The sequence below is a fragment of the Dyadobacter luteus genome (assembly GCF_003383615.1).
GTDB lineage: Bacteria > Bacteroidota > Bacteroidia > Cytophagales > Spirosomataceae > Dyadobacter > Dyadobacter luteus.
Window position 1 is genome coordinate 12058 of record NZ_QNUL01000047.1, and the last position, 17719, is coordinate 29776.

A 17719-nucleotide genomic window follows, 5' to 3' on the forward strand; every position below is an offset into this window, starting at 1 on the left:
GAATAGCTGAGCCACTCTTTGCGAATCAGTTTGTATCTGGTATCAGTTTAGTATCAAAAGAACGATCACACATTTCGATACTGAAACCATGTCTTCTTCATCGCTTGCAGCCCTACTTCCGGAGAGTCCCGTTATAACGGCTCGAATTATCCGAAAAATTAAAAAAGATCCCGAACTCACAGCCGGTGCAGCCGGATTGAACTATATCAAAGCAGGTGCTCCGGGTTATTTCAGAAAAGGAAAAGCTCCACGTTTCTATTATGTAAATCAAAAAGGAGAAAGGTGCCGGGATCAGCAAATCATTAAACGGATTAAAGCACTTGTACTTCCGCCAGCCTGGAAAAATGTATGGATCAGTAAAGATCCGGAGGGACATTTACAGGCAACCGGTGTAGATGAGGCAGGAAGAAAACAGTATCGTTACCATACGTTCTGGAACCAGATCCGTAACGAAACCAAATATTATCGTTTGCTGTCGTTCTCAGAAGTATTACCCGATTTGAGAGCTCAGGTAGAAGAAGATCTCAGAAAAAGATCCCTTAATCTTGCCAAGGTGTCAGCGCTTGTAATACGACTCATGGATAAAACCTGTATCCGCGTCGGGAATGAACAATACAAGATCAGGCACGGCTCATCGGGGCTTACAACGTTGGATGCTCGCTGTACTACAATTCAGGGGAAGAGTATCAGGTTTAAATTCACTGGCAAAAAAGGGATAAAACAGGATATTGTAATTCGCGATCCGCAACTTGCCCGATTAGTACAGCAATGTAAAGAAATGCCCGGTCGGCGGTTGTTTCAGTACGTTACGGATGCAGGTTCACGCTGTTCGCTGAATGCAACTCAGGTGAATAATTATATTCAGACTCATACGGGAGGAGATTATTCTGCGAAGGATTTCAGAACATGGATGGGCTCCGTAACTGCTCTGGAATACCTCTCTGTTCAGGAACCGAGTACCTCTCAACGCCAGTATACGCGAACGATCAATGCTTGTCTGGATGTAGTGGCTGCCCACCTGGGCAATACAAGAGCAGTTTGTAAAAAATACTATGTGCATCCTGCCGTCTTCAGGGCTTACGAAACAGAAAAGTTACAACGCTATATGGACAAGCAATTACCGGATGCAAATCATTTGTCGGCAACTGAGCAATCACTCCGGAAATTATTGGCTAATCAATCGCGTATGTGAAGAATTTCTGAATCATATACGTTCAGAATTGTATGATTAAGGCAACATATACGAAGCGATAACATGCATTTTTAAGAATAAGATTAGAATGGCACAGGGTTTTAAGTAACTGGTGAAAACAATTTACTTACATCAAAACACAACACTGTTATGGAAACTAATGAAAATCTTGTAGAGGTACTAAACGACTTGATCAAAATAAATAATGACCGTATCGACGGTTATGAAAAAGCACTCGAAGAAGTAAAAGATATAGATCTGGATTTGAGGGGCATATTCCAGAAAATGGCAAATGAAAGCCGCGATAACGTAGCAGAACTGAGCCGGGAAGTAACAAGTCTTGGCGGAGAAGTAGCAACAGGAACTACCAATTCCGGAAAAATATACCGTGTGTGGATGGATATTAAAGCTACTTTCACCGGGCATGACAGAACTTCGGTTCTCGAAAGTTGCGAATATGGCGAAGACGCAGCTCAGGAAGCGTACGAAGATGCACTGGCTACAGACGCAAGCCTTCCGGTGAACATCCGCCAGATTATCACCGATCAGAAATCGTCATTGAAAAACTCACATGACCTGATCAAAAAATACAGAGATATGCATCAGGCTGTGAACAGCTAAGCATTCAAATATTAAATTTCATAAAAATGGGGCTCGATTCACTTCGAATCCCATTTTTTTATGGTAGAGATGGCACTAAAGGTTCTTTAAGGGGTATGATTGGACAGCAACAAAAAGTCCGGTGAGTACTTTTTATCATGAACAAACAAAGCAGTATCTTCTTTTTACTTATTGTTTTAGCCTGCCTCTCAGGCAATGCTGTTTTAGCGCAGCAGTCTTTGTACCCGGGCAAAATCCCCAATTCAATAGGTGCCGAAAATCAGGAAGAAATACAAACAAAGCCGGGAGGTGATTCACTGGCTTTTAAGGTTTCTGTCCCAACCATATCGGCTTATATTCCCCCAAAAGAAATTGCTAATGGCACCGCCGTGATCATCTTTCCGGGTGGTGGTTACCGGACGCTGGTAATGAAAAGAGAAGGGAGTGATATGGCTAAGAAATTCAATCAGTTGGGCGTGGCGGCATTTGTAGTGAAGTATAGGTTGCCTGATGCCAGAGTGATGCAGGATAAGTCAATCGGTCCGTTACAGGATGCACAGCAAGCGATCAAAACGGTGCGTGAAAAGGCAAAAGAATGGAATATTGATCCAGATAAAATAGGAATTATGGGTTTCTCGGCAGGCGGACATCTCGCATCTACTGCCGGTACACACTTTAATAAAGCCTACATTGAAAATAAAGAAAATACAAGTTTAAGGCCTGATTTCATGTTACTTGTATATCCGGTGATCAGTTTTACGGATAGCCTCGGCCATACCGGCTCACGACAGAATCTGATTGGTCCCGATCTGTCTCAGGATAAGATAAAGCTGTTTTCCAATGAATACCAGGTCACGAAAAATACGCCTCCTACTTTTCTGATCCACGCAGGCACCGATGTAGTAGTACCTGTGATGAATAGCATCGTATTCTATGAAAAGATGCTGAAACAAGGGGCTTCGGCAGAAATGCATATTTATTCCAGGGGAGAGCATGGCTTTGGGACATATCCGCCATTCGATGAATGGTTTGGGCGATGTGTGAACTGGATGAAAAGTCAGGGCCTGGTGGGTAGATAAAGTGGTTTTGCAATAATATTTAAACTTTTAATTCAAAAAAAGCAGGTTAGTACAGGATAGTATGACGAATAATTATCGGAATTTTTGGATATTATTTTCATCTTTTTGGAGCGAACCAAGAAGAAAACCATAGCTGAGCTATTCAGAGGTAAGGGTAATCAAACATTCAAAAGTCTAAAAAAATAGAAGATGCTTTCAAAAATGAATTTCGGATTTAGTAAAGTATTGGCGAGCGTCGTAGTTGCGGTTGCGCTGTCAGGATCAGTTTCCTGTTTAGCTCAAAAAAGTGAGAAAGGCTTTAAATCTATTTTTGATGGTAAGTCATTGAAAGGCTGGGATGGTGATACGAAGTACTGGCGTGTAGAAAATGGTAATTTGGTAGGGGAAATTACTCCTGAAACTTTGCTGAAGACCAACTCATTTGTGGTGTGGCAAGGTGGAGAGCCGGGCGATTTTGAATTGAAAGGATCTTTTAAAATAACAGAAAAGGGAAATTCAGGTATCAACTACAGAAGTGATAAAGTGGCTGATGTGCCTAATGCGCTGAAAGGTTACCAGGCGGACATTGACGGAGGAATTCGTTATACAGGCCAGAACTATGAAGAGCGCAAAAGAACTACGCTGGGCTACAGAGGGGAAATCGTAACGGTTAATAATCCCACTGATAAATCGCCTGAGGCATTCAAGGCCAATCTGAAAAACAATGCGTGGCTCGGCAGAACAGTTACCGGCTCACTGGGAACTTCCGATGAACTGAAAACAAAGATCAAAAGTGAAGATTGGAATGACTTTCATATCGTGGCAAAAGGCAATCGTCTGCAGCATTATATCAATGGTGTGCTGATGAGCGATGTGACAGACAATGATACCGTAAATGGAAAGTCGAAAGGCTATCTGGGCATACAGGTTCACGTGGGACCTCCAATGAAGGTGGAATACAAGGACATTCGTATTAAGCAATAATTATTGACAATAAACAATGTGCTATTGGCTGACAGCTAATAGCTCAGAGCTAATCAAATGAATAAAATAGGATTTAATGTTTTAGCGTGGACGGCAGCCGTTTCTGATGATCTGTTTCCTGTAATTGACCGCCTGAAAACAATAGGGTATGATGGTGTTGAGTTCTACCTCGGAGCTCCTGATCTTTCAGCTTATCAGCGCATGGGCAAATATACGAGCGATGCAGGGCTGGAAACAACGGCGGTAATGACACTTGGTGCTGACGAAAATCCTATCAGCGATTCTTCGGAAGTACGCGCAAAGGCACTTGATAAGATTAAATGGGGAGTGGATCGTGCTCATGCACTTAATGCAAAAGTCATTTGTGGTCCGTTTCACTCAGCACATACTGTATTTGTTAACCGTCCTGCTGAAGAGCGTGAATATGCGCTGGCAGGTGAAGTGCTGAATGCTGCTGCTGAGTACGCAAAAGAAGCCAATATTGTATTTGCTCTGGAAGCTTTGAACCGTTTTGAGTGCTATTTGTGCAATACTGCCGAACAGCTTACCAAACTTGTCAAAGCTGCAGATCATCCCAATGTGCGTGCGATGTTTGACACCCATCATGCCAACATAGAAGAAAAGAGTTACGGGACGGCATTGGAAACACTGTCGCCGGTTTTAGCTCATGTGCATATTAGTGAAAATGATCGTGGTACCCCAGGCGACGGGCAAGTGCTTTGGGATAGTGCATTCTCGGGTTTGGCGAAGATCAACTACCAGGGCTGGCTTACGATTGAAGCTTTTTCAAGAAACGACCCTGATTTCGCCAATGCCATAGGTGTGTGGCGGGAGTTCTCCGATCCATGGGATATAGCGGAGAAAGGCTATAATTTCATTCGTGAAATGAGCCTGAAACATGGGCTTGGTTAGGAATTCGGAATTCGGTCTGGACGCATTTTTATGCGGACTGAACGATAGGAACGACGATAGCAAGGAACAACGATAGTCAGGAACAACAATAGTTAGTAATAGAGAATTTAGGAACTGATTAGCTACCAGCTAATCGCTAACAGCTACCAGCTATGCTACCATTCAAATTCGGCTCAGAGGTATATACCTGGTTTATGAGCGGAAATGGCACTACCCATCAGGGGCGCCTCGGTCACATGATCGAAATTATTGCTAAAGCAGGCTTCACTGGTATTCAGCCGATTTTTACTTGGATGGGTGATCTGGTGGATCCGGATCTGCTGGAAGCCAAATTGAAAGAACAGGGAATCGAACTGGCAGCACTGGCCTTGGCTCAGGACTGGAATAATCCGGAAGAAACGGAAGAGGAAAGAAAGGTGGCGGATCACGCGATTCGTTTACTGGAGAGATTTCCGGGAGCGGTATTGAATACTGTGCAGATTCCATCCGGACGCCATGATATTATACAACGTCAGAAAAACCTGATCAATATTGTAAATGCTGTTTCCCAAAGGGCGGCTGATAAAGGCATTCCTTGCAGTTACCACCCCAATTCACCGCATTCTTCGATTATTCGTACGGAGGAAGATTACAAAATTGTGCTCGAATCCCTCGATGCCACTGTAACAGGGTGGACACCGGATGTAGGGCATATTATCAACGGCGGTATGGATCCTTTGACTAAAATGAAGGAATACCAGTCACTGATTAACCATGTTCATTTCAAAGATTGGAACGGTGATCCGGAATTCGCTTTGATGGGTAAAGGGAAGGTGGATTTGCTCGGTGTAACGCAATGGCTGAAAGATATCAATTACTCAGGCTGGATCATTTGTGAAGACGAAGGCGAAGAAGCATTGGAAGATCCTGACTTCGTAACCTTGCACGATGGCAAATGGATTCAGGAAGATTTGGTGCCTGGATTGAAGTAGCTATTAGCTTTGAGCTGATAGCCATTAGCTTTTACCTCCGGAGGAGTATAGCCTTCTTTTGTTTCCTCACAAAAAAATCATGTTTGCCACATGGAGGTGACTTGTGAAACACAAACCGCGGTAAAAATGAGACACCATGCCGAAGGCATGAAACAAGAATAGAAGTTTTTCAAAAGCTTATAGCTCACGGCTAAAGGCTAATCGCTAACACAAATGCCTACAGTAAAAACCAACGGAATACAGCTGCATTACGAACTGCGTGGCTCAGGGAAATCATCTGACGACATTCCTGTACTCCTCATTATGGGAATTACGGCGCCTGGTGAAGTTTGGAATGTGCATGTGGCCGACTGGCAACATCATTTCAAATGTATTATCGGGGATAACCGTGGAGTAGGATTGAGTGATAAACCTGCAGGACCGTATTCGTCTGAGCAAATGGCCGACGATTATGCCGGATTGCTTGATGCAATTGAGGTAGAAAAAGTTAAAGTAGTGGGTTGCTCAATGGGTAGTACTATTGCGCAGCAATTGGCCATTCGTCATCCTGATAAAGTGCATTCTTTGGTATTGATGTGTCCATGGGCTCGTTGCGATAATTATGCGAAAGGATTGTTTCAGCATATCATGAATGCCAAAGCGAGATTCCGTCCTGAGGAATTCAGTCTGTATATTCAGCTGCTTATTTTCTCCAAAGCGTCATGGGATAATGCCGAAAAGCACGCAGATTTAGAACAAGGAAGAAACCAGGATGCTTTCGGCGCTTTTCCGCAACCACTACACGGCTTGGAAGGCCAGGCAGCTGCGTGTATCAATCACAATGCATTGAATGATCTGGGTAAAATTCAGAAACCAACCCTGGTAATTGGTGGTCGCGAAGATATTTTTACACCGGTTTGGATGGCAGAAGAAGTGGCGAATGGGATCTCGGGCTCGGAGCTTTTTCTTTATGATAAGCTGGGTCATGCCTTCCATTTCGAAGATACAGGAGACTTTAATCAAAGAGTTCGGGATTGGTTACTGGAGCATTAGTATAAATATCTTTCTGCCAGTCGCCTGAAGTTATTTATTTCAAAAAAGTGGTTAAATAAGCCGCTTTGCGGCCTTTTTAGATTTGGATAATACTTTTAATTAATACAAAATAATGAAGGAAGCAGATTCAAAAAGCCAGGATTGGAAGGATAAGGTTTCGAATCATGCACAATTGGGTGGGATTGAAACATCTGTTATAGATAATGGAGCCGGAAGAGGTACGAGGATTGCTTGGATCAATACAGGAACCGGCTTAAGATTTAAAGTTGTCATTGACCGTGCGATGGATATCGCAGATGCTTTTTATAACCAGCATAGTCTGGCATGGCTGAGTCATGGTGGGATTACACACCCTCAACCATTTGCGGATAAGGGTATTGATTGGCTTAGGACCTTCGGTGGAGGTTTACTTACCACGTGCGGATTGTCTCATGTAGGCGGGCCGGAATCTGATGAGTTCGGTGACAGAGGCTTACACGGTTTGATCAGCAATACACCTGCGGAAATTATATCCATTATCCAGCCTGACCCGAGATCGGGTGAGCTGGAAATGAGTATTACAGGAATTATTCGTGAAACAAAGCCTTTCGGGCCGAGTCTGGAATTGAAAAGAACCATTTCTGCGACACTTGGAAAAGCAACCATTCGCATTCACGATGAAGTACTTAATAAAGGAAATACAGCTGCACCACACATGTTGTTATATCATTTCAATTTTGGCTATCCCCTTGTTGATGAAGGGGCTGATCTGCTCTGGAATGGTAAATGGCTTCCTCGTCACGGAGAAGAAAATGCTAAGATATTTAAAGAAGGAAACAGTTTTAAGAAATGTCCCGGACCTATAGCGTCGCACTTGGGAACAGGTGAAGAAGTGGTGTTAGTCGATATCGAAGCAGACATTTTCGGTCAAAGCGTTGCCGGAATTTACAATGAAAAGATTGGCCTTGCGCTCGCTATGAAGTTCCAAAAGGAACAATTACCCTGGTTTGCCAATTGGCAGCATTGGGGCAAAGGTGAGTACGTGACCGGACTGGAACCAAGTACACATCCGTTATCGGGACAGGCAAAAGCAAGGAAAGAGGGTAATCTGATCTTTATTGAGCCGGGAGAAAAACGAGAGTATGACGTGGAACTGGAGGTGCTGGCTAATGAGGATGAGATAAGGGAGTTGTTGGAGAGGTTTGGGTGGTGAAGGAAATAGCTAGTAGTACGATAAGTATGGGGAATATTAATCAATCTGTCACCCTGAGCGGAGTCGAAGGGTAAGTCAGGATGATGGAATTAAGCACTTTGTAGATCGGGTTTAATTCTCAACGACTTAATAATTTATCAAGTACCAGTATTGATAATTCAAATTTGGACACTCGGGCTTTGACCGCACCGGCGGCCCGGTCCGCCTGACAACTTGGTTGACGAATCCTGATATAAACTAAGAAAACAAAATCTATCATGAACACCTACCATGTGTACATAGTCAAATGTAAAGACAACAGCTATTACACAGGTGTGACAAACGATATTGAAAGACGAATTGCACAACATAACAATGGATTTGACAAAAGCAGTTACACATTTTCACGAAAACCGGTTGAGTTGGTTTTTGCTTATGAATTAAATGATATCGATCAGGCGATTGCGTTTGAAAAACAATTGAAGGGTTGGAGCAGAAAGAAGAAAGAGGCTGTGATAAGGGGTGATTGGGATATATTAAAAGTACTGGCCGAGTGTAAGAATGAGTCGCATTATAGGAATGTGGCGGTGGGGAAGAGAGAGGAAACTTAGAGTGTAGGACTTTATTACTGACCCTTCGACCGCTGGGCGGCTCCGTCCGCTCAGGGTGACAAGATCATGGCTTAATTTCAAGGAGAGAAAAATAATACTTAAAATAACAATTATAACTAAACCAAATTTTTAAACTAACCGATGGGACTTTCAAGTATAGCTGAGAAGGCATTAGAACAGGGAAAAGGAATTTTACGCTTGGCACCAACCTGGGTACCACGTTCATTTTGTGTTCCTGGTCGCAGAATAAAATTACATCCGGACGATTATTATGTACTTGGTGGTGAGCGTGGTGGTATCGACGAACGTTGGTTGTCATCCACTACTCCGGCGGAAAACGGACCGCTTACCGGCGAAAATGAAGGTTTGAGTCAAATCGTTTTTGAAGATGAATCCGGTGTTCAGAAAGTGACACTGAAAGATGCTGTAAGTGAGCTAAAGGGTGAAATTATAGGTGACAGACTTTGGGATGAATACAAAAGCTGGCCAATGTACTCCAAGTTTTTTGATAATATGGGACCATTGCCGCACCATATTCACCACAGAGATGAACATGCGGCAATGGTGGGTCAGAACGGAAAACCGGAGGCGTATTATTTCCCTCCGCAGCTCAATAATCACGGCGGCGATTTCCCTTACACATTCATTGGAATTGCTCCCGGCACTTCAAAAGAACAGATTAAGGAGTGTCTGATGAACTTCACCAAAGGCGATAATAAGATCACCAATTACTCGCAGGCGTTCCGTCTGGAGCCGGGAACAGGCTGGGATGTACCTCCTGGCATGTTGCATGCGCCGGGTAGCTTGTGTACGTATGAGCCTCAGAAAGCGTCTGATATTTTTGCAATGTATCAATCTCTGGTGAACGAAGCGGTTATTCCGGAAGAATTACTTTGGAAGGGTACACCGGAAGATAGAATCGGAGATTACGATCTGTTGATGGAGGTGATCGACTGGGATTTGAATGTCAATCCTAACCTGATGGAAAAACATTTCATGCGTCCTAAACCGGTTAAAGATGTGGCTGAGATGGAAGCAGAAGGATACAGCGAAAACTGGATTTGCTATAAAAATGAGGCTTACAGTGCGAAGGAACTTACTGTATTCCCCGGACAGACTGTTACTATTACGGATGCAGCTGCTTACGGAATGATCGTGATGCAGGGGCATGGCAAGTTTGGTGTGTGGGATATCGAAACCCCTGCGCTGATCCGTTACGGACAATTGACTAACGACGAGTTTTTTGTAACTGAAAGAGCGGCGCAGGAAGGAGTTGTTATTACCAATCCTTCAGCAAATGATCCGATTGTGATATTGAAACACTTTGGTCCATTGAACCCGGATCTGGTGTTTTGACAGCTGTGAGCTATGAGCGGTTAGCTCCTCCGGGCGATTGTTATGCTCTTAAAGATTAAGTTAAAATATGTATCTAGTTGTTTCATATCCATATACAGCTGAAAGCTATTAGCTAACAGCCAAAAGCTACTAAACATGCCAGAAAATAATTATCCAAAGCTCCACAATGCCACATGGCCTGGTATCGTGGGCAAAGGTTCAGACTCAGAACCGATCATTCCTTTTGATACATTACTCGCAAAAACTGCCGCTGCAGAAGTAAACGGAGTAAAATTCGACGGAGTAGATATCGGTCTTTTTGATGAACATATTGGTCCTTACCTCAATGCAGAAGACGGTGCATTTCGCCTAGCAGATAAAGTACGTGGCTACAATCTTGAGATTGGAAGCCTGGTTGCGAATGTGTGGGCTGGTTCCGCGCTGGGCAGCAAAGAAGCCCGCGATACATTTGTAGAGCAGGTACATAAAGCTTGTGTGTTTGGTCAGCAACTTCGTGAAGCAGGCGTACGCCATGGTGGTGTGATCCGTATCGATTCTGCTGTATCTCCGGAAGTTTGGTCCAGGGACCCTTCAGAGGGAACAAAGCAGATTGCAGAAACTTTCAGACGTGCATGCGATGTAGCCGCCGATTTTGGTGAAAAGCTGGCTGCGGAAGGAGAAATATGCTGGGGTGGTATGCAGAGCTGGAAAACAGTGATTGAAACCATGGAAGCTGTGGATCGCCCGAATATGGGTTTCCAGGCCGATATGTCGCACACGTTCTTGTATCTGCTTGGATATAACCGTCCGGAGGATCGTATTCTTCCCGTCGACTTCAAATGGGAAGACCGTGCTGCTTTGGAAGAAGGTTTAAAAACAATGACAGCAAAACTTCGTCCATGGACGTTCGATTTCCACGTTGCGCAAAATGACGGGACTGTTCACGGAACAGGATCCCATGATAAAACAGGCCGTCACTGTCTGGCAACAGATCCGAACGGAAAGCTGAATATTACACATGATGCAGGCTATTGGTTGCGTGATGAAAACGGAGAATTGACGAAAGCATTCCGTCATATCTGCTGGGATGGATGTATGTTCCCGAACTCAGTAATGGGGGATCAGCAAACCTGGAACGATATTCTGGCTGCGATGGTGAAAGTTCGCCAGGCGCACGGATGGTACCAGGAATCGTAATATTATAGTGTTTATTATTGATAACGGTCGAAAGCTGATTGCCAATGGCCGATAGCTCAAAAACATATGTCAACTAAAAAAGAAATCAGAATTGGATTGATCGGAACAGGATTAATGGGCCGTACACACTCCAACGGATATAATCGTATTCAGAATTTTTTTCCTGAACTGGAATATACACCTGTGTTAAAAGTGGCTTGTTCGCGCAACGCTGAAAAAGCAAAAGCATTTGCTGAGCAGTGGGGTTATGAGTCATTTGAAACGGATTGGAAAAAAGTAATCGCACGTGACGACATCGACGCGATTGATATTTGTACAGCAAACGACACGCATGCCGAAATAGCGATTGCTGCAGCCGCGGCAGGTAAAATGATTCTTTGTGAAAAACCATTGGCAAGAACTTTGGCGGAAGCGCAAACGATGGTGGATGCCGTGGAAAAAGCGGGAGTTAAAAATACGGTATGGTATAACTACCGTCGTGTTCCTGCTGTGACATTGGCAAAACAGATAGTTGATTCAGGTAAATTGGGTCGTATATTCCATTACCGCGCTAATTTCCTGCAGGACTGGACGATCAGTCCGGATGTGCCACAGGGAGGTGCTGCTACCTGGCGTCTGGATGTGGACGCAGCTGGTTCGGGTGTAACGGGCGATTTACTTGCGCACTGTATCGACACAGCAATGTGGATCAATGGCGGAATTAAAGATGTGTCTGCCGTTACTGAGACTTTTATTAAGGAGCGTGTTCATGCTGAAAGTGGACAGGTGCAGAAGGTAGGAATCGACGACGCAGCGATCTTCCATTGCCATTTTGACAATGGTTCTCTCGGCCTTTTTGAGTCGACGCGATATGCTCGCGGACATAAAGCACTTTATACGTTTGAAATTAACGGAGAACATGCTTCAATTCGTTGGGATCTGCATGATCTGAACCGTCTTGAATACTTTGACCACAGCGATGAGTCGATCGTTCGTGGCTGGAGATCTATTTTGGTTACAGACGGAGATCAGCCTTACATGAAAAAATGGTGGATCCCCGGAACAAGCATCGGATACGAGCATTCCTTCATTCACCAGGTAGCAGATTTCTTTGAGAGTCTGCAAACGGGTAAAGACTGCGCTCCGACTTTCAGAGATGCGCTTGAAACGCAGAAGGTTTGCGAGGCGGTGATTGAGTCGGCTAACTCACGGAGCTGGAAAGATACTGGTGTGGAGTGGACTGGGTCGTGACCTAAACGAATACACGATAACGAACACACGGAATGAATCCGGATTATATTAACGAATACCCGGGGCGTGTGCCCCGGGCTAAGATATTAAACCCTTTCAGGGTAAGTTTGGAATTTCGATACTCTCTGAAAGGGCTATATCATTAATATAGGACGATGCTCTATCAGATTTCCGGAATGCTATTATCATCAACACACTATAAAATGTCACAATCATTATCTAAAATCTGTGCACACATCGTGTTCAGTACTAAATATCGTCGTCCACTTATCAATGAAAAAATCCAGGAAGAGTTATGGAATTATCTGGGTGGAGTTTGTAACGAGCTCGAATGCGTTTGTATCAAAGTAGGAGGTTACGTTGATCATATTCATATACTTTGTGTCTTATCAAAAAAGATTCCTCCAATGAAACTTTTGCAGGCATTAAAACAGAATTCTTCTAAATGGATTAAAACTAAAGGTAAAGAGTACAGTGACTTCTACTGGCAGGACGGGTATGCTATATTCTCGGTAAATCCGTATGAACTAGATGTTGTTATCAAATACATAGCTAATCAAAAAGCACATCATGAGAGGAAGAACTTCAAGGAAGAATTGAGAGGTTTTTTGAAAAAATACAATGTAGAGTACGATGAACGATTTATATGGGACTAATCATTTTGTTAAGATAATTGGTCTGAAAGACCTACATTCCCCAAGATAGGGCAGCGCCCTATTTTAATGGTGATAGGTATCCTAGTTAAGACCACCTCGCCACTCCATCATCCTTATGCCCATCCTCCAAGTCTCCAATCTCACCAAATCCTACTCCGGAATCAAAGCTCTGGACAATGTTCAGCTGACTCTTAAATCGGGTGAAGTACATGCCCTGATGGGAGAAAACGGAGCTGGAAAATCAACCTTCATGAAAATTCTGATCGGGCTCATTCCTGCAGACTCCGGTGAAATTATTCTTGAAGGGAAGAAGCTAACGGGGAGCCGCGTTAATGATATCCAGAGGAAAGGGATTTCTATGATTCATCAGGAAATCATGAGTATTCCTGAACTTACTGTTGCGCAGAATATCTTTTTGGGAAGAGAAAAAGAAATAACCGGTTCACAAACCGGGTGGCTCAATGATGGTAAAATCAGACAGCGGGCGACTGCGCTTTTGGAGGAAATGGGTGTGACAATTTCGCCTGATATCAAAATGAAATACCTCAGTGTAGCGCAAATGCAGATGGTCGAGATTGCAAAGGCCATTTCCAACAATGCGAAGGTGATTATCATGGACGAGCCTACATCTGCGATTTCAGACAAAGAGGTTGCCATGCTTTTTAACATAATCCGAAACCTAAAAGCAAAAGGAGTTGCGATTATCTATATATCGCATAAGATGGACGAGATTTTTAAAATCTCGGATACCATTACTGTCCTGAGAGACGGTAAATATATTGGTACAAAAGGAGCTTCAGAATTGGATGAAAGAGAGCTTATACATATGATGGTGGGTCGGGAAATAGGCTCAATGTTTCCGGAATCAAATATTGAAAAGGGGAGAGAAATATTATCAGTAAAAAACTTAGGTAAAAGAAATTCGTTTGCAGAAATCAACTTCAGCGTTCGTGCCGGTGAGATATTGGGTATTGCAGGATTGATGGGTGCGGGTAGGACGGAAATAGCCCGTGCCATATATGGCTTGGATAAACCTGATAATGGAAGCATTTATCTGGATGGAGAAGAAATTTCTATACAATCACCTGATGATGCTATTAAGTACGGTATCGGCTACGTCAGCGAAGATCGTAAGGGATTGGGATTTATTCCTCAGATGTCTGTTCAGGGAAATCTTTCGTTGGGAAGTCTGTCCAAACACAAAAAGGGCATTTTTATCAATGCCAATAGTGAAGAATCCGTTACAGCAGAAATGGCTGGAAATCTAAGGATCAAATCTTCAGGATTGGCGCAAAAGGTAACCACACTGAGTGGAGGAAATCAGCAAAAAGTCGTCATAGGTAAAGTATTGCTGTCGTCGCCAAAGGTGATTTTTCTGGATGAACCTACCCGAGGAGTGGATGTGGGAGCAAAATTTGAAATATATAAGTTGATTCATCAACTGGCAGCAGAAGGTATGGGCATCATCATGATTTCGTCCGAATTGCCGGAAATATTGGGTTTGAGTGATCGCATTATGGTTTTATCCAAAGGGAAACAAACTGCCATGCTTTCACGTGAAGTAGCTACACAGGAATTGATTATGAAGTTTGCGGTGGAGTAGCGGTTAGCTGTGAGCAATGAGCTGTTAGCTTTCCAGGTGATGATCATATTGTTTTAGAATAAGTAATTAATCACATCATTTCAAATTGGAAAATAATTTACAAGTGCGATTCAGGAGCTTTGGGCAGTATGGAATATATCTGGCATTTTTGATCATATGTCTGGTTCTGGCGTTCAGCACGCCCCGTTTTTTTACAGTATCCAACTTGCTGACCATCGGGAATCAGGTTTCGATTAATGCTCTTTTGGCTTTCGGAGTGACGTTTGTAATTATTACAGGTGGAATTGATCTGTCTCTTGGATCTATGGTGGCAGTAACTGGCGTTGTGGCAGCGACCTTTGCACATCCTGATACCTATCCGGTGATTGTTCCTATCGTAATCGGGTTGGGAGCCGGGCTTGGAATTGGTGCGTTCAATGGATTTGTGGTTACCAAAAGTAAAGTGCCTCCATTTATTGTAACCCTGGGTACCATGACGATCGGCCGTGGTCTTGCACTTATTTTAAGTAAAGGACGACCAGTATCCAATCTTTCCGATTCTTTCAATTTTATTGGCGGAGGAAATGTATTGGGCATTCCTTTTCCAATCATCATCTTAATCGTTGCTTTTATTGTTTGTTCCATTCTTCTGAACAAAACCATCCTGGGCCGCTATATGTATGCGGTTGGAGGAAACGAACCTGCCGCCCGGGCTTCGGGAATACGGGTAAATAATGTCAAAATGTGGGTATATACCATCTGCGGAATACTTTCTGCCATGGGAGGTATTTTGCTTACATCAAGGATTACAACCGGGCAACCTAATGCCGGAGCGGGGTTTGAACTTGACGCTATTGCAGCAGCCATCATAGGTGGAACAAGTACATCTGGTGGGACAGGTACAATGACGGGCACTCTGATCGGAGCATTGTTGATCGGAGTAATCAGCAATAGTCTGGATCTGTTAAATGTGACCTCCTATTATCAACAGGTAGTGATGGGGGTGATCATTATCGGTGCAGTGGTTTTGGATAGTATGGGGAAGAAGAGTTAAGAGCTTGGAGATAAGGGCAGTGGGTAATGTTTAGGTTATAGTGGTAACAAGGGTCAGTGCATTTCGGAACGAAGCTGCATATGCGCATTTGCCTGAAAGGCAAATATCTCTCCGCATAGGGCATCGCTCTATGATTTGGTAATTAATCGATAAAATATTCAATACAATGAAAAATATTTTTTTGTCAGGATTTTTGGTTTTATCGCTGCTAATGGCTGGTTGCAACCAATCCAAAACCGATGATTCAGGAGAGAAAAAGCTGGTAATTGGTGCCACTATGCTCAGTATGCAAAATGAGTTTGTAGTGAATGTGGCTGATGAAATGGAGGCAAAAGCCAAAGAACTTGGAGCTGAATTGATAGTGGTGGATGCTGAGCGTTCTTCTCTGAAACAGGTCGAGCAGGTTGAGAGCTTTATCGCTCAGGGAGTTGATGCGATTATACTGAATCCATGTGAGGTAGAAGCGAGCTCGCCGGCAGTCAAACTGGCAATGGACGCTAAGATCCCGATCATCAATGTGAACTCTGAAACTACAGCCAAACCAACAGCTTTTGTAGGTTCGGACGATACAGAATCGGCAAGAATTGCCATGAAGTATATTGCGGAGAAACTGGGAGGAAAAGGGAATGTGATTATGATGCACGGTTACATGGGGCAGGCTGCGCAGATCAAACGTGACCAGGGCGCGAAGGAGGTTTTGAAAGCCAGTCCCGGATTGAAGTTACTTGCAGAGCAGACAGGGGAGTGGGACAGAGCTAAAGCAATGTCGCTGACTGAGAACTGGATACAGTCTTTTGGCCCGAAAATCAATGCCATCTTTGCACAGAACGATGAAATGGGAATGGGAGCGGTGAAGGCACTGGAAGCGGCTGGGTTAAAAGGTAAGGTGCTGGTTGTAAGTGTGGATGCTATTCCTGATGCGTTGCAGGCTGTAAAGAAAGGAACATTAGATGCCACTGTATTTCAGAATGCAAAAGAGCAGGGAAGTAAGTCCATCGAAGCTGCTATAAAAGCAGCCAAAGGAGAAAAGTATGAAAGCGAAGTTTTGATTCCTTTCCAATTGGTAACCAAAGAAAATGTGATGGAGTTTTTGAAATAGATCTGTAGTTTGCCAAAACGCAGAAGATGAGTCCGTGTTTAATCGCACGGACTTTTTTATGCCTGGCAATAGCATTTTCTATAGGAAAAGTTAGAATCGGTTACAACCAATTTGATAAAACATGCATCCCTGTAATGTAGATTATCAAATACATATTGCATGAAAAATACAGTACTTACAGTAATGCTTTCTCTGGCATTCATTGGAACAGGATGCCTCACCAATGAGCAGGTTGAACCCGAAATTATTATTGAGCCTGTTGCATTGATACCTGTCAGTAGGGATTCAATCACCGTCGGGGGGCATTTAGGAATAAAAATAGATGCTGATGCGGAGGATGTTTATGAAATATTGAAAAGCTTGCCGGAGGGTAGTGGCATCCGGTATGTGAATGTAGTAGGTAATATTTTTTCTAATGTTCAGCAACTTGATAACCGTATTCATTTGTACGAGTCCATTTTTCTGGATGAGCAAAAGGGAACAGATTCAGGAGTACAAATAGCGTTTAAAGAGGGAAAAGTAAGTAGCATCTATCTTAACAATGGAAACAAGCTTGCGCAATGGCCATTGAAAGAGAACCAATCGGCCTCAGTGAGGATTGGAGACGCTTCTGATGCGTTGTATGGCAAGCTGGTGAAAATTCAGGGTAAGAGCTCATACGCCAATAAATTTCAGAGAATCTCAATGTTTACAAAAGATTTGTGGTCACACTATGATCCGATCATGACAGACTCTCCACAGTGGTATTTGCGATATGCTGTGGAACCGAAACTGTATGAGCATATTCAAATTTACTTTGAAAGTGGTAAGGTTAAATATTTGCTAGTGACTCGGGAGCTGGATCCTTCCTAGAAACGGATTTATACTGAATTGCCTGATCCGTAACCATTTTTTTACTCCATATTCATAACAGACATCTGCTGATTTGATAACCAAGGTGCCTTCGGGCACCTTTTTAGTGTGTGTCAGGCATGTTCTATATCTATAGGGTGCAAGTCCCGAACGAGAGTTGCAGTACTTATCGTTAGCTGATGG

17 protein-coding genes are annotated in these 17719 nt (G+C 43.5%); all 17 read left to right on the forward strand.

Annotation, left to right across the window (positions count from 1 at the left end; translation table 11 throughout):
• The first annotated feature begins 88 nt into the window (after positions 1 to 88).
• The 17 genes from DSL64_RS28150 to DSL64_RS28230 all read left to right on the forward strand — a co-directional run bounded on the left by DSL64_RS28150 (position 89) and on the right by DSL64_RS28230 (position 17536).
• Positions 89 to 1192 carry a DNA topoisomerase IB gene (locus tag DSL64_RS28150; RefSeq protein WP_115834307.1) on the forward strand — a complete coding sequence of 368 codons (1104 nt, stop codon included), beginning with the start codon at positions 89 to 91 and terminating at the stop codon, positions 1190 to 1192.
• Positions 1193 to 1342: 150 nt separating this feature from the next.
• Positions 1343 to 1813 carry a ferritin-like domain-containing protein gene (locus DSL64_RS28155; protein WP_115834308.1) on the forward strand — a complete coding sequence of 157 codons (471 nt, stop codon included), beginning with the start codon at positions 1343 to 1345 and terminating at the stop codon, positions 1811 to 1813.
• Between the two features lie 137 nt (positions 1814 to 1950).
• Positions 1951 to 2871: an alpha/beta hydrolase gene (locus DSL64_RS28160; RefSeq protein ID WP_115834309.1), complete on the forward strand. Its 921-nt coding sequence runs from the start codon at positions 1951 to 1953 to the stop codon at positions 2869 to 2871.
• A gap of 189 nt (positions 2872 to 3060) precedes the next feature.
• Positions 3061 to 3834 (forward strand): 3-keto-disaccharide hydrolase, encoded by a 774-nt coding sequence (locus DSL64_RS28165; protein ID WP_115834310.1) that lies wholly within the window; start codon positions 3061 to 3063, stop codon positions 3832 to 3834.
• Between the two features lie 57 nt (positions 3835 to 3891).
• Positions 3892 to 4746 carry a sugar phosphate isomerase/epimerase family protein gene (locus DSL64_RS28170; protein WP_115834311.1) on the forward strand — a complete coding sequence of 285 codons (855 nt, stop codon included), beginning with the start codon at positions 3892 to 3894 and terminating at the stop codon, positions 4744 to 4746.
• A gap of 152 nt (positions 4747 to 4898) precedes the next feature.
• Positions 4899 to 5717 carry a sugar phosphate isomerase/epimerase family protein gene (locus DSL64_RS28175; protein ID WP_229217259.1) on the forward strand — a complete coding sequence of 273 codons (819 nt, stop codon included), beginning with the start codon at positions 4899 to 4901 and terminating at the stop codon, positions 5715 to 5717.
• Between the two features lie 213 nt (positions 5718 to 5930).
• Positions 5931 to 6749: an alpha/beta fold hydrolase gene (locus DSL64_RS28180; RefSeq protein ID WP_115834312.1), complete on the forward strand. Its 819-nt coding sequence runs from the start codon at positions 5931 to 5933 to the stop codon at positions 6747 to 6749.
• A gap of 112 nt (positions 6750 to 6861) precedes the next feature.
• The gene (locus tag DSL64_RS28185; protein ID WP_115834313.1) at positions 6862 to 7941 is read left to right on the forward strand and encodes an aldose 1-epimerase family protein; all 1080 of its coding nucleotides are present in this window, start codon (positions 6862 to 6864) and stop codon (positions 7939 to 7941) included.
• Positions 7942 to 8198: 257 nt separating this feature from the next.
• Positions 8199 to 8531, forward strand: coding sequence for a GIY-YIG nuclease family protein (locus tag DSL64_RS28190; protein WP_115834314.1), 333 nt, complete (start codon positions 8199 to 8201; stop codon positions 8529 to 8531).
• Positions 8532 to 8672: 141 nt separating this feature from the next.
• Complete coding sequence (locus tag DSL64_RS28195; RefSeq protein ID WP_115834315.1) at positions 8673 to 9887, forward strand: hypothetical protein; 1215 nt, start codon at positions 8673 to 8675, stop codon at positions 9885 to 9887.
• 135 nt (positions 9888 to 10022) lie between these two features.
• Positions 10023 to 11063, forward strand: coding sequence for a sugar phosphate isomerase/epimerase family protein (locus tag DSL64_RS28200; protein WP_115834316.1), 1041 nt, complete (start codon positions 10023 to 10025; stop codon positions 11061 to 11063).
• Positions 11064 to 11129: 66 nt separating this feature from the next.
• Positions 11130 to 12293 carry a Gfo/Idh/MocA family protein gene (locus tag DSL64_RS28205; RefSeq protein WP_115834317.1) on the forward strand — a complete coding sequence of 388 codons (1164 nt, stop codon included), beginning with the start codon at positions 11130 to 11132 and terminating at the stop codon, positions 12291 to 12293.
• Between the two features lie 203 nt (positions 12294 to 12496).
• Positions 12497 to 12949: an IS200/IS605 family transposase gene (gene tnpA / locus DSL64_RS28210; RefSeq protein WP_115834325.1), complete on the forward strand. Its 453-nt coding sequence runs from the start codon at positions 12497 to 12499 to the stop codon at positions 12947 to 12949.
• Positions 12950 to 13064: 115 nt separating this feature from the next.
• Positions 13065 to 14552, forward strand: a complete 1488-nt coding sequence (locus DSL64_RS28215) for a sugar ABC transporter ATP-binding protein (protein ID WP_199539529.1) — start codon at positions 13065 to 13067, stop codon at positions 14550 to 14552.
• Positions 14553 to 14637: 85 nt separating this feature from the next.
• Positions 14638 to 15585, forward strand: coding sequence for an ABC transporter permease (locus tag DSL64_RS28220; protein ID WP_229217260.1), 948 nt, complete (start codon positions 14638 to 14640; stop codon positions 15583 to 15585).
• A gap of 166 nt (positions 15586 to 15751) precedes the next feature.
• The gene (locus DSL64_RS28225) at positions 15752 to 16684 is read left to right on the forward strand and encodes a sugar ABC transporter substrate-binding protein (RefSeq protein WP_115834319.1); all 933 of its coding nucleotides are present in this window, start codon (positions 15752 to 15754) and stop codon (positions 16682 to 16684) included.
• A gap of 159 nt (positions 16685 to 16843) precedes the next feature.
• Complete coding sequence (locus DSL64_RS28230) at positions 16844 to 17536, forward strand: hypothetical protein (protein ID WP_115834320.1); 693 nt, start codon at positions 16844 to 16846, stop codon at positions 17534 to 17536.
• Positions 17537 to 17719: the final 183 nt, after the last annotated feature.